Raw genomic sequence first — 12,544 nt, forward strand, 5'->3', positions numbered from 1 at the left:
CCTGCCGGGGGGAGGTGTTGTCACAGGGACGCGGCGGGCGTCTTGGGGCCGTTGGTCCGGTCCAGGCCGCGCAGCCACACTTCGGCGGCGATGGTCGAGTAGAGGACGGCGTCGCGCAGTTCGGGTGTGGACGGCCGCTGGGCGAGGCGGCGAAGGGCGTCTCCGTCGACCAGGCCGAGCTGTTCCAGCCGGGAGCCCTCCCACAGCGCCAGCAGGTCGGCGCGGTGCTCACGCAGTCCGTTGGCGGCGTCCATGGAGGCGGCGGCCTTGTTGGTGCGCCGCAGGCACGCATCGGGGACGATCCCGCTCATGGCGGTGGTCAGGAGGGGTTTGTACTGCCAGGGCGTGACACGCTCGCTCGGGCGGACGGCGAGGCACGCCTCGATGACGCGGTCGTCGAGGAAGGGCGAAGCCATGGGTACGCCGGCCCGGGCGGCCATCCGGTCCCACTGGCGGACGATGCGCGTGCAGGAACGGATCTGGTCGAGGTCGGCGTGCAGGCCGCGGTCCGGGTGCAACGGGACGGCGTGCGCCGCCGCCTCGCGCAGCGCACGTCGCGCTGTCCGTTCGGCGTCGGGGGTGACCCAGTCGAAGAGACGAGGGGGCATGCCCCAGCCGAGGCTGGTGCTGACGGTGGCGGGCAGTGGGTCCCTCAGGCGGCCGCTGGAGTCGGCCAGCCACTTGCCGTACGGCCGGGAGTCGGCCAGTGCGCGTGCCGTGCCGCCGAGCGGCCATTGCCACAGGGCCCGGAACCCGCGCAGCTGTCGCAGGGCGAACAGCGGGCGGGTCCGTGCCAGGCGGTGGTAGTACGCCTCCGAACACCAGGCCACGTGGTCGCCGCCGATGCCGGTCATGTGCAGGCGGCTGCCCCTCTCCGCCAGGCCGGGCAGATGGTGCAGGACCCGTGAGCGGTCCATGACGCCGATGGTCGGCTCGTCCAGCAGGTCGTCGATGCCGAGCAGGTCGGTGTAGACCAGCGGCGAGGCATCGGCGTCCCAGACCACGTGCTCGACGTCCGGCAGCGACCGGATCGCCTGTTCGGCCCAGTACAGATCCGTGTCGGCGGGATCACGGCCCGGCCAGGTGCTGGCCACCACCCGGGCCGCAGAGCGGTCGGCGAGGAAGCAGATGGAGGTGGAATCAAGCCCGCCCGACAGGTCGCAACTGACCACACCACCCTGCCGGGTACGGGCATCGACAGCCGTGGTCAGGGCTTCGCGGACGAGGGGCGCGCCGTCGCTGAGCGTGCGCACCGGCTCGGGCGGTGCCCACCAGCGTGAGTGGCGCACCGTTCGGCCGTCCGCCGCGACGGCCAGCGCGTCCTGCGGGGAGACGGCGGTGATGCCGCGCCACATGGGTGCCTCAGCGAGCGGATGGGGGGTCGGCCACAGCAGCCGGAGGGCCAGTTGCTGCTCGTCCGGGGCGGCGCCGAGCGCGGCGGCGAGTACGTCGGCGCGGGTGGCGGCCACCTGGATTCCGTCAACGGGGGCATGGAAGACCAGCCGGAGCCCGGAGGCGGTGCCCTGCACCCTGAGCCGCCCGTCGAGTGTGGCGACCAGGTGGAAGCTTCCGGGGAGGGAGCGGGCCAGCGCGTCGAGTTCGGCGAGGTCACGCAGGTGCCCGGCATGGCGCTCGAGCTGGGGGGCGTCGATCGGGCAGCAGCCGACGACGGCGAGGGCCGTGTGGCCGGCGCGCGCGGTGACGATCTCCTGGTCGTGCCACTGCCCCACCAGCCAGGGCCGGCCCGAAGCGTGATCCAGGACGCGTGTTCCGGGGTGGGCGAAGGAGCGGGCCACGGCGGCCGCGTCCTCATGGTCGGTGAAGACCGTGAAGTGCGCGTCGCCGGGGCCCGTCCCCGCACTCTCGTGCAGTTCAGTCATGACGTCGGGTCAAGAACCGTCGGTCGTCAGTTCTTGCTCAGGATCAGTCGGTCGTTGCCGGACCTCTGCAGGAGTCCCGTCTTCTTCCGGAACGTCCCCAGCTTCGCGAGCGTCGGCGCTTCGTATGTCTTCTTCATGACGTCTCCTTCTGTGCAGGTGTCATGACCGACTCCCTGGTCGGCGGCGGACCGGAGGCCGGCCCACCGCCGCCCTGCTCAGGCGCTCATCGGGAGCCCTGAGCGAGGAGGCGGGTGCAGGCAATAGTTACGTGCATAGGCGGATGGCATGACAAGGCCCCTAAAGAAAGTGAGATTGTATGTAAAGCGTGAATGCAGTCAGATGACCGCACCGCAGTCCGGGCGGTTCCATTAGGCCCGCAACAGTCTGCCGACTGCGTTGTGGAAAGGTGAAGAAACGTTTTCGACTGCCTAATTGAACCGTGCGGCAGGCGTGCGGAGAAAGGCGTACGCCGGTAGAAGTTGAACGGAGCCGCCGGGGCGCACTCACCCTTGGCGCCGCGCTTTCGACCGGGCCCATCCTGCTTGAACGGCCGGATGTCGCCGTCGTGGGACTCCCGCATCGCGGTCGAAGGTGAGCGCCGAGCCGATGCGGGCGGCGCGGTGCCGGGAGGATTGGGTCTCGCCCTGGAAGCAGTCTCGGGCCGCTTCCGTCGGGGCCGCCGCATTGAAGTAATGCGGTTTCCCGGTTTCCCAAAACGACGGTAAAACCTTGGATATGGGCGCCACCCGGATCCGCATTCTGGAGGACGGCTCGCGCGACCAGGAACGGCTGAAGGACGCAGCGGGCTGAAGGCCGCGTCAGCCGCCGAGAGCCGTGGCGGGTTCGGGTTCGGGTTCGGGTTCGAGGGGTGGCAGTGAGGTGAGGCGCTGCGGGCCGGTGGGGGCGAGGAGGCCGTACTGGGCGGCGCGGGCGCCTGCCGCGAAGCGGCTGGTGACGCCGAGCCGTTGCATCAGGTCGGAGATCAGGCGGCTGGCGGTGCGCGGCGAGACGCCGAGGGTGCGCGCGATGGCCTCGTCCTTCATGCCGTCGGCCAGCAGCTGCACCAGCGTGCGCTGCTCGTCCGAGAGGCAGGACGGGGAGCGTTCGCCCTCGGGGGTGAGGGGGAGCGCTTCGCGCCAGGTGTGTTCGAACACCGCGGAGAACGCGCTCACCAGCGACGTCCCGCGGACCGTGAGCTGGGAGCTGCGCGACTCCCCGTCGGCCGCGGGCAGTACGGCGAAGTCGGAGTCGATGATCACCATGTTGAGCGGGATGACCGAGGCGAGCCGCAGGTCCACGCCCGCGGCCGCCAGGCGGCTGAACGTGTCGTAGGTGCCGGGGGACGCTGAGTCGCGGCGGAGCCGGACGGAGCGGATCCGGATGCCCCGGTCGAACATCTGCTGCCGGATGGGGCCGAGCCTGCGGCGCAGGCGGGCCGGCAGGCTGGCCTCCGCGTAGGCGGTGCGCAGGGTGGAGCGCGCCGAGTCGGTGACGTCGTACAGCGCCTGCACCATCTCGTCCACGGTGCCCGCGGCGGTGACCTCCACGCGCGACTGGGAGGAGCCGGTCGCCGGGAGGTAGACCTCAAGGAGCGACTCCATCGCCTCGTGCATCCGCAGGGACTCCTCCAGGCTGCGCTGGGCCATGGCCTGTTGCTGCCGGAGCATCCGCATCAGCGCGAATTCCGGATCCACCGGCAGGACGCGGTCGCCCGTCTCGGAGGGCCAGCTCACCAGTCCGAGGCGGCGTAGGGAACCCCACGTCGCGCGCGCTTCGGAAGAGGACATTCCGAAACTGTCCGTCAGTTCTTCCGGATCGGAGCCGCCGCGCTCTCGCAGCTCCATGTAGACAGCGAGCCGTGAGGCTTCGGACACCTGGGCATCCGTGCCGGGTCCACGGTTTCTCACAGAGCGGCCCTCCGGTGAATGAGCTTGGCGCTGTCCAGCGGCTACCGACGAATAGAGGGTCACTCTAGGGCGACCTCGCAGGTGAGAGCGGTAAGTGAGAGTCAGATCACGCCTCGTGCAGGAGACTTGCGACAAACGGGGCGGACTCTCCTCTTTTGCGACCGGAGCGGCGTACCGGTGTCGTCCGCACGGCCGGACAGCGAGGAGCGCCATGGCGAATCTTTGCCATGGCGCAATCCAGCCAGTGCCAATTACTTGTTCAGCCAATCTCTGTCACTAGCCTCGAAGGCACGGGGGTTGGGCAGAGTGGAGCCGGTTATTCCGGCTGCCTTCAGCGTGCTCGATTCCCGTGAATCCACTGGTCATCGAGACATGTCAGCAAGGCGGGGGAATGAACGAGACGGCCACGGCCCAACCAGTTACCCATCTGATCCTGAGCGCGCAGGCGGGAAATCACCGTGCGGTGAACGATCTGCTGCTCCACATCACGCCGTTCGTACGACGGCTCTGCTCCTCGGTGGACGCCGGACACCGGCCCGAGGCGGTCCAGGAATCGCTGCTCGCCGTGTACCGGGGGCTGCGCACGCTCAGGGAGCCGGCGGCGTTCTACGGCTGGGTGCGTGCCGTGACGGTGCGGGAGGCCGCGCGGACCGCGCGGCGCGCGGGGCAGACCGCGACGGCCGAACTGGTCGACCAGCCGTCCCCGGCCGACCCCTCGCTCGGCGTCGCCATCGCCGACGTACTGGACCGGCTGCCCTCGCACCAGCGGGACATCCTCACGCTGCGTGCCGTCTACGGCCTGGAGGAGCGGGAGACGGCACGGGTGCTCTCCCTGCCGGTCGGCACGGTGCGGTCGCGGTTGCACCGGGCCCGGCGGAACTTCGAGGAAGCCTGGCGCTGATCCGCCCGACCGCGCGCCCGGGCCGGCCACGTCTGTGCCGGCCCGGGCGCGCGGCAGTCGTCAGCACTGCTCGCGCAGTTGCGCGGGCCATCCCGTCGGGTCGTCGCCGAGGTAACCGCCGAGCCACTGCGCCCAGCGCTCCAGGCCGAAGGCCCAGCAGACGGAGAAGCCCGGCTGCCCGGCGTAGGCGATGTCGAAGCCCTTGCCGAAGTGCTGGTTGTGGTAGTTGAGCGAGGAGATCGCGACGCCCGAGCCGTCGTGCGCCATCCGCCCCACCAGCTCGTACTTGACGTCCATCGCCGCCTGGTACTGGGCCATCTGCGGGCGGGCGCTGGTGAAGAACGGGTCCGAGGCCGGCTGCACCTTGCACGGCAGGCCGAGGCTCTCGGCGAGCGTGAGCAGCTCCTCAAGGACCCGGGCGTGGAAGGCGCGGGCGCCCGGCCGGTCACCCACGTACACGATCTCGCGCATGCTGAACGACCAGCGGCGGGTCGGCGAGGTGTCGGCGGTGGCCTTGCCCTCGTAGCGGCTGCACTGGCCGGTGGCCGTGACCGTCAGCGGCTCGTCGAGGCGCGCGCCCTGGAAGCGCTCGAACAGCCCCAGGCAGGTGGCGGGCGCGAGCGCGACCGGGGTGAACTCCAGCTCGGCCGCGCGGGCCGCCTGATCGGTGGCGGTGCCGAAGCGGTCGAGCGCGTCCAGGTCGGGGCGGACGACCCCGGCGGCGGTGATGTGCTGCGGGAAGTTGCCGGTGTAGCCGGCCTTCTCCAGGGTGGTCCAGGGCAGCAGCGCGGGCACCGTGTACTCGGCGGCGCCGAGCCGTGCGGCGGTCTGCCCGAGCAGCCGCTCCAGGGTGCGGATCAGCAGCGCGTTGCGGGGGCCGCTGACGAACAGGCCCGGACCGATGCGGCCGTCGGCGGGGGTGTCGCCGAGCGGGCCGGAGGCGGCGGGCGCCGCGGGCTCGGCGGCCAGGTCCCAGCGGTCCAGGCGGGTGCGGTCGGCGCGCTGCGGGGCGCCCGCGAAGCGCCTGAAGGCCTCGCCGAGGAGCCGTTCGACCCGGTCGGCGTGCGCGGCGTCGGCGGCGCCGAACTCGATCCGCGGCACGGTCTCCAGGTCGATCCGTCCCTCGTCGGTGCCGTCCAGGCAGTAGCGCAGCATCGCGCCGAACTCGCGGCGGTCGTCGGGGTGCAGCTCGCCGGGGGCCTGCCAGGTCCGCCGGACGGCGGCATCGGCCCGGACCGGGGCAACGGTGTCAGTCATGCTCGTGTACCTCTCTCCATCACACTCGGGGGCACTCACACTCGGGGGCGCTCACACACAGGGCACGCTGCCGGCGGGCTGCGGCCGCCGTGCCAGTCGCGCGAGGACATTGCCGATCAGCAGCTGTCCGTGGTTGTCGAACTGCGTCATCAGGGACTCGGGGTGGAACTGCACGCCCGCCAGCGGCCGGCTCTCGTGCTCGACGGCCATGGCCACCCCGTCCGGGCAGCGGGCGGTGACCCGCAGGCCGGGCGGCAGCGCCCCGGCATCGGCGTACAGGGAGTGGTAGCGGCCCGCGGTGAACCGCGGCGGCAGGCCGCTCAGCAGCTCCCCGCCCCCGTCCACCACCGAGACCGTCGACGGCTTGCCGTGGAAGGGGCGGTCGAGCACCGCGAGGCGCCCGCCCAGGTACTCCACGATGGCCTGCATGCCGAGGCAGACGCCGAAGACCGGGATGTTCTGGTCCTCGGCGACGCGCAGGGTGCCCGCCGTGTCGTGGTCCTCGGGGCGGCCGGGACCCGGCGAGAGGACCAGCAGGTCGGGATCGACGTCCGTCACGAGGGACTTGTCGAAGCCGCCGCGGTACGTCGAGACGCGGGCGCCCGCCTGCCGGAGGTAGCCGGCCAGCGTGTGCACGAAGGAGTCCTGGTGGTCCACGAGCAGCACGCGCGGGCGGTACGCGGAGCGGCCCCCGCCCGCCGGACGGACCACGCCCGCCGCACCGGACGCGCGGACCGCACCGGAGGAACCGGCCGCCCCCGGGCCGAACGGCGCGGCGAGCACGTCGAGGAGCGCCTTCGCCTTCAGCTCGGTCTCCTGCTCCTCGGCCTCGGGCACCGAGTCGTAGAGCAGCGTCGCGCCGGTACGGACCCGGGCCACACCGTCGCGCAGGTGCACGGTGCGCAGGGTGAGGCCGGTGTCCAGGGTGCCGTCGAAGCCGACGCGGCCGACGGCGCCGCCGTACCAGCGGCGCGGGGAGCGCTCGTGCTCCTCAAGGAAGGCGACGGCCGCGTGCTTGGGCGCGCCGGTGACCGTCACCGCCCACATGTGGCTGAGGAAGGCGTCCAGCGCGTCCCGTTCCGGCCGCAGCACGCCCTCGACGTGGTCGACGGTGTGGATCAGCGTCGAGTACATCTCCAGCTGGCGGCGGCCGATGACGCGGACGGTGCCGGGCTCGCACACCCGGGACTTGTCGTTGCGGTCCACGTCGGTGCACATGGTCAGCTCGGCCTCCTCCTTCTCGGAGACGATCAGCGCCTTGACCTGTTCGGCGTCCTCCAGGGCGTCGCGGCCGCGGGCCGCGGTGCCGCTGATGGGCGCCGACTCCACGCGCCAGCCGGTGCCGTCGGCCGTGTGCCGGGCGTGCACCCGGACGAACATCTCCGGCGAGGTGCCCACCAGGTGCTCGCCCTCGCCGAGGTTCATCAGCATCTGGTACGGCGAGGGGTTGCGGGTGCGCAGGGCCCGGAACAGCTCCGAGGGCGGGCAGGGCGCGGGCCGGTCGAAGGTGCGGCTGGCCACCACCTCGAACAGGTCGCCCGCGCGGAACCGCTCCCGTGCGAGGTCCACCAGCGCCGCGTACTCGCCCGGGGCGTGGTCGCCGGCCGGGGCGCCCGCGGGGTCCCCGGCACGGAACGGCCGCGCGGGTGTGGTCCGCGCGAGGCCGTGCGTGCTGCGGCCGTGGGCCGTGAACTCGTAGGTGTGCCGCCAGGCGGTGCCCGCCACCGGGTCGGTGACGGTCACCTCGTCCGGCAGGTGGAGGACCAGGTCGCGGTCGTGGTCCGAGCGGCCGGGCTGCCGAAGGGGTACGGGGTCGAAGGCGAGCACGAGGTCGTAGCCGAAGGCGCCGTACAGCCCGAGGAAGTCCCCGGCGGGGCCGGAGAACGCGTCGCGCACGGCCCGCACGAAGTCGAAGGCGCCGGGCCTGCGCGACCGGTCCTCCTCGCTGAACATGTCCTGGCCGGGTGTGGCGCGCACCAGGCCGGTGAAGCCCGGCTCGTCGGCGGCGAGTTCGCGGACCTCGCGCAGGGAGCGCCGCGCCGCCGCGCGCAGCACCGGCAGAAGCACCTCGCCGCGCGCGTTGAGTGCGCGGACCTCCACCGTGCGCAGCCCGCGCAGCACGATCTCGACGGGCGGGTCGCTGTAGCCGACGGCGTGCCGCCGGTAGCGGTCCGGCGATTCGTAGTCGGAGCGCAGGACGGCGCCCCGGCGGGTGTCCAGTGCGTTCTCCAGCTCCCGCAGGGCGCTCTCGCCGTCGACGGCGGTACGGGCGCGCTCGACGCGCACGCCGGCGCCGGTGGTCCACTCCCGGGGGAGCGGAACGGGCAGGGGGTGGGTGGTCATCTCAGCTCAGCACCTCGTCCAGAGCCGGAATCGAACCGTCCGTCAGACCGGCGGCGAGGACGTTCCGCTTCACCTTCCAGGTGGCGGTGTGCGGCATGTGCTCCCACGCCACGTGCACCGGCTCCGCGACCTCGGGCAGGTGCGCGACGGCGGCCCGCCAGGCGGCGCGGTCGAGCGGCAGGTCGCGGCGGGTGCTCACCACGGGCCGTACGGTGTCGCCGATCCGGACGAAGACGGCCTCGGTCAGCTCGGGGAGCGCCTCGATGAGGGAGTCCTCGGCGGCCAGCAGGCTCTCCAGGCCGTCCGTCTGGTCGAACTCCCGGTCCATCAGGTGCACACAGCCCCAGCGGGTCTTGTATCCGATGTCCTGGAGGTTCCACCAGTCGTCGTCGCACCGCTCGTCGTACAGCTCCTGCTGGCCGACGTAGGTGAGGGCGACGCCGGACGACCTGGCCTGGATGTAGCCGTTGCGGGTGCCCTCGTCCTGCGGGCGGGGCCGGATGCGGGCCTTGGTCATGCCGGGGAAGACGAAGCCGACGCAACGGCCGTCCGCCTTCTCGATGTTGCGGCGGGTGTAGATCCGCATGGTGACCGGGCCGGTCTCGGTCTGTCCGTAGGTCTGGATGAACAGGGGGGAGCGCCGCCGGCTCGCGCCGAGCAGGGTGCGGATGCTGCGCGGGTGGATCGCGTCGAAGGTGCTCATGAAGATGCGCACCCGCTCGAAGGGGCCGTCCGGGATGCCGGCCAGCTCCTCCCAGTGCAGGTACATGTTGGGGTGCGCCTCGACACAGCCGGGGCGGCACTCGGAGAGAACCTCGCGCACGCTGTCCACGTCCGCGTCGGCGAGCGGGGCGATGCCGACGCCGAGCTGCATCGCGGTGGCGAGCGCCGCGTAGGTGCGGGCGTGCACGAACGAGATGCACATGGCGAACGTCTCGCGGTAGCGCAGCAGCTTCGCCATCTTGGCCTGCGTGTTGATGGGCAGCTGCGTGCCGCGGCGGGCGGCGGCGACCAGCTTGGGCACCCCGGTGGTGCCGGAGGTGTGCGTGATCAGCGCGGGCGCGTCCTCCGGGATGTCCGGGTACGGCGGTGCCTCGCCCGGCGCGGTGGTGGCGAGCGAGGGCAGCCCGGCCGCCTCGCCGTGCGCGAGCAGGACGGACGGGGCGTGCTCGCGCAGCGCCTCGACGTGTTCCCCGGCGCGCGCCAGGACGGCCGGGTCGGTGATGAAGTGGTCCGGTGCGAGCCGGCTCATCATCGTCACCACGGTCGGCCACTCCAGGAAGGGCGCGAGCATGGCGGGGACCGCGCCCACCCGGCCGATGGCGCAGGCGAGGAAGAGGATGTCGGCGTTGTGGCTCTTGAAGACGGCCACGGTGTCGCCGGGGCGCACCCCCGCGGCGTACAGCCGGGCGGCCGTGTCCTCGACGAGTTCGGCGGCCTGCGCGTAGGTCGGCCGCAGGCCGAGCTCGGGGGCGAGGTCGAAGGGCCGGTCCAGGTAGAACAGCGAGTCGGGGTACTTCTTCGCGGCCTGCTGGGTGATCAGACCCAGCGTGAACAGCTTCCCGGGCTTGGGCAGATCGTCGGGCAGGTGCATGCGCGGTCTCCTCTCCTGGAGGGGACGGGAGACGGGTGCGGCGTCTCGGGCGTGGGTGGTCGGCGTACGGCGGCGTACGGCGGGTGCGGGCACCGGGCGCCGACGGCGGTGGGGGACACCGTCGGCGCGGTCGGTGCTCAGCGGTGGAGCTCAGCGGGCAGTGCCCGACGGGCGGTGTTCAGTGGGCAGTGCCCGACGGGCGGTGCTCAGCGGTGGTGCTCAGCTGGTGGTGGCAAGGCGGCGCGTGGCCTTGAAGGCGAAGGAGGCGCGGGCCGGTGCCGAGCTGCGGCCGTCGGACTCGATGCGGTCCAGGTACCACTGCACGAAGCGGCTGACCTCCGCGCGGTCCAGGTCGAAGCGCTGGGCGCCCTCGCCGCAGACGGACTCGGTGTTCGTCTGGTCGAAGCGCTTTCCGTTGATCATGTACGAGGCGTAGAACTGGATGCCCTCGTCGAGCTTCAGGTCGATCGCGGTGAGCAGCCCCCGGTTGGAGACGAAGCGGGGCTTGCGCAGCCCGGTGAGCGCGAAGACCTCCTCGATGACCTCGCCGACCTTCGGCGAACCGCCGTTGTTGAGGTGGTAAATGGTGCTCAGCGCCCCCGTACGGCCGATGGCGACGGCGTTCCTGGCCACCAGGTCGACGGGGACGAGGTCGCACTCGATGTCCGGGTCGGCGATGATCGGCACCTGCCGGTGCTGGAGCAGGTTGCCGAACTCCTTCTCCACGGCGCGGCGGAAGCGCAGCGCGGAGGAGACGAAGCCGTACATGCCGGTGAAGCTGGTGGCGGCGCCGGTCGCGGAGTGGCCGATGACGATCGAGGGGCGCAGCACGCGCCACGGCAGACCGGAGGCGGCGACCTCCTGCTCGCCGATGGTCTTGGTGGCCTCGTAGACGTTGTTGGCCGACTCGGTGTCGCCGGGGAACTCCTCGTGCATCAGGCCGGTGCGCTTGCCCGCGACGTACGCGGTGCTGACGTGGTTGAACACCGGCTCGCCGAGGGCCTTGGCGAGCGCGAGGACGTTGCGGGTGCCGGACACGTTCATCAGGTTGATCTCGTCGGCGTGCCGGTCCTCGTACTTGAGGGAGGCGGCGACGTGCCAGAAGGCGCCGGGCGCGACGCCTCCCGCGGCGGCGAGGAACCGGCTCGCGGACTCGGGCAGCGCCTCGTCCGTGATGTCCCCGGCTATCGCGCGGGTGCGCTCAAGGATCGCGGGCAGCAGGCCGGGGACGTCGTACATCTCGGCGGCGTGGCCGAGGGCGTCGTGCAGGCGGCGGGTCGCGGCCTCGTCGTCCTCGCCGCGCACCAGGCACACCAGGCGGTCGGAGGTCTGCTGGAGCAGTTCCAGCGCGACGGCGCCGCCGACGAAGCCGGTCGCCCCGGTGATGACGTGGACGGCGGGAGTGGTGGTGGCGGTCACTTGGCGGACTCCTGGGAGGTGTCGGGCAGGGCGGGGCTGTGGTGGGCGCGCAGATGGGCGGCGATGGAGGCGAGGCTCTCGAAGACCTCCGGCGGGACGTCCATGTCCCACTCGACGGAGAGCTGCTCCTCGATCCGGCCGAGGAGCAGGGTGAACGCCCAGGACTCCAGGCCGATGCTGTTCAGCGGCGTCTCGGCGAGGCCCGTCACGGGCAGGTCGGCCCGGTCGGCGACGATCTCGCGCAGCAGCGCGCAGAGGACGGCGAGCAGCGCGTCGTCACCCTCGGGGACACCGGCGACCGGAGCGGAAACGCCGCCGGTGGCCGTCTCGTCGGCGGCGGGGCCGCCGGCCGGGTCTCCGGTCTGCGGGGCCACGGCCGCCTCGCGGGCCGCCAGCGAGTCGAGGAAGCGCTGGACCCGCGCCTGGAAGCCGTCGGCGTCCTCCATGTACGGGAGGTGGCCGACGTCGTGCATCCACTCGACCTCGCAGTCCTCGATGAGCCGCCCGGCCTCCGCGCCGAGCGTCTCGTTCCACATGTCGTCCTTGTCGCCGAGGAGCAGCAGGGTCGGCTGCTTGATGGCGGCGAGGAGTTCCGGGCCGTCGGTGACCTGGGTGGCGCACTTGAGGTTGGTGAGCATCGGGTCCGGCGGGTGGATGGCGGTGAACGCGGAGCGCAGCCCGAGGTAGCCGGTGGCGCCCATCTCGCGCATCGCCGCCTCGCTGAAGACGACCGAGTAGAGGTGGTCCCAGAGCGCCTGGGTGCCGCCCAGTTCGAGGGAGTTGATGCAGGCGCGCTCGGTGGCCCGGCGCCGGACGCCGTCCCCGGGCGTGCAGGACGGGCCGGTCAGGATCAGGCCGTCCACGCGCTCGGGGTAACGGGCCGCGAAGTCACGGCAGATGAACCCGGACGCGGAGGTGCCGAGCAGATGGGTGCGCTCGATGCCGAGGCCGTCGAGCAGCACCCGCAGGTCCTCGACGTGGTCCTCCCAGGTCATGTCCGGGGAGACCGAGGAGGCGCCCTGGTTGCGCAGATCGTAGGTGAGGACCCGGTTCCGCTTGGCCAGTTCGGCGGTGAAGTTCCGCCACATCGGGGCGATGATGAAGAAGTTGTTGACCAGGGTGAGGTGCGGGCCCTCGTCCCCCTGGATCTCGTAGTAGAGCTCGGTGTCGTCCGAGACGCGGAGCGTGCGCTCCGCGGTGTAGCGCAGGTCGAGCGTCGGTGCGCTGGTCATGGCCTTCCTTC

9 protein-coding genes are annotated in these 12,544 nt (G+C 72.0%); 1 reads left to right on the forward strand and 8 read right to left on the reverse strand.

What is annotated here, in order from left to right; genetic code table 11:
- Positions 1 to 20: 20 nt before the first annotated feature.
- The 3 genes from ACFVYL_RS16440 to ACFVYL_RS16450 form a co-directional block, all read right to left on the reverse strand.
- The gene (locus ACFVYL_RS16440) at positions 21 to 1,880 is read right to left on the reverse strand and encodes a lasso peptide isopeptide bond-forming cyclase (RefSeq protein WP_389716244.1); all 1,860 of its coding nucleotides are present in this window, start codon (positions 1,878 to 1,880) and stop codon (positions 21 to 23) included.
- 26 nt (positions 1,881 to 1,906) lie between these two features.
- The gene (locus ACFVYL_RS16445) at positions 1,907 to 2,017 is read right to left on the reverse strand and encodes a keywimysin-related RiPP (RefSeq protein ID WP_388923736.1); all 111 of its coding nucleotides are present in this window, start codon (positions 2,015 to 2,017) and stop codon (positions 1,907 to 1,909) included.
- A gap of 681 nt (positions 2,018 to 2,698) precedes the next feature.
- Positions 2,699 to 3,667: a LuxR C-terminal-related transcriptional regulator gene (locus tag ACFVYL_RS16450; protein ID WP_389716246.1), complete on the reverse strand. Its 969-nt coding sequence runs from the start codon at positions 3,665 to 3,667 to the stop codon at positions 2,699 to 2,701.
- 511 nt (positions 3,668 to 4,178) lie between these two features.
- On the opposite strand from ACFVYL_RS16450, the gene ACFVYL_RS16455 reads away from it, so the two are divergent.
- Entirely contained in the window at positions 4,179 to 4,688 is a 510-nt protein-coding gene (locus ACFVYL_RS16455) for an RNA polymerase sigma factor (RefSeq protein ID WP_389716248.1), read from the forward strand.
- Between the two features lie 60 nt (positions 4,689 to 4,748).
- Here the strand turns inward: ACFVYL_RS16455 and ACFVYL_RS16460 are convergent, their stop codons facing one another.
- The 5 genes from ACFVYL_RS16460 to ACFVYL_RS16480 all read right to left on the reverse strand — a co-directional run bounded on the left by ACFVYL_RS16460 (position 4,749) and on the right by ACFVYL_RS16480 (position 12,533).
- Entirely contained in the window at positions 4,749 to 5,945 is a 1,197-nt protein-coding gene (locus ACFVYL_RS16460) for a hypothetical protein (protein ID WP_389716250.1), read from the reverse strand.
- 51 nt (positions 5,946 to 5,996) lie between these two features.
- Positions 5,997 to 8,288, reverse strand: a complete 2,292-nt coding sequence (locus tag ACFVYL_RS16465) for an anthranilate synthase component I (protein WP_389716251.1) — start codon at positions 8,286 to 8,288, stop codon at positions 5,997 to 5,999.
- 1 nt (position 8,289) lies between these two features.
- Positions 8,290 to 9,882, reverse strand: coding sequence for an AMP-binding protein (locus tag ACFVYL_RS16470; protein ID WP_389716252.1), 1,593 nt, complete (start codon positions 9,880 to 9,882; stop codon positions 8,290 to 8,292).
- 219 nt (positions 9,883 to 10,101) lie between these two features.
- Positions 10,102 to 11,301, reverse strand: coding sequence for an SDR family oxidoreductase (locus ACFVYL_RS16475; protein ID WP_389716254.1), 1,200 nt, complete (start codon positions 11,299 to 11,301; stop codon positions 10,102 to 10,104).
- Complete coding sequence (locus ACFVYL_RS16480; RefSeq protein ID WP_389716256.1) at positions 11,298 to 12,533, reverse strand: alpha/beta fold hydrolase; 1,236 nt, start codon at positions 12,531 to 12,533, stop codon at positions 11,298 to 11,300. Before ACFVYL_RS16480 ends, ACFVYL_RS16475 begins: the two co-directional genes overlap by 4 nt.
- Between the last annotated feature and the right edge of the window lie 11 nt (positions 12,534 to 12,544).

It is taken from the genome of Streptomyces sp. NPDC058308, from assembly GCF_042880275.1.
Classification (GTDB): domain Bacteria; phylum Actinomycetota; class Actinomycetes; order Streptomycetales; family Streptomycetaceae; genus Streptomyces.

What these genes read in the sequence shown, in the direction of transcription:
- ACFVYL_RS16440 (WP_389716244.1), bottom strand. Translation starts at nt 1,880, where the DNA reads ATGACTGAACTGCACGAGAGTGCGGGGACGGGCCCCGGCGACGCGCAC.
- ACFVYL_RS16445 (WP_388923736.1), bottom strand. Translation starts at nt 2,017, where the DNA reads ATGAAGAAGACATACGAAGCGCCGACGCTCGCGAAGCTGGGGACGTTC.
- ACFVYL_RS16450 (WP_389716246.1), bottom strand. Translation starts at nt 3,667, where the DNA reads ATGTCCTCTTCCGAAGCGCGCGCGACGTGGGGTTCCCTACGCCGCCTC.
- ACFVYL_RS16455 (WP_389716248.1), top strand. Translation starts at nt 4,179, where the DNA reads ATGAACGAGACGGCCACGGCCCAACCAGTTACCCATCTGATCCTGAGC.
- ACFVYL_RS16460 (WP_389716250.1), bottom strand. Translation starts at nt 5,945, where the DNA reads ATGACTGACACCGTTGCCCCGGTCCGGGCCGATGCCGCCGTCCGGCGG.
- ACFVYL_RS16465 (WP_389716251.1), bottom strand. Translation starts at nt 8,288, where the DNA reads ATGACCACCCACCCCCTGCCCGTTCCGCTCCCCCGGGAGTGGACCACC.
- ACFVYL_RS16470 (WP_389716252.1), bottom strand. Translation starts at nt 9,882, where the DNA reads ATGCACCTGCCCGACGATCTGCCCAAGCCCGGGAAGCTGTTCACGCTG.
- ACFVYL_RS16480 (WP_389716256.1), bottom strand. Translation starts at nt 12,533, where the DNA reads ATGACCAGCGCACCGACGCTCGACCTGCGCTACACCGCGGAGCGCACG.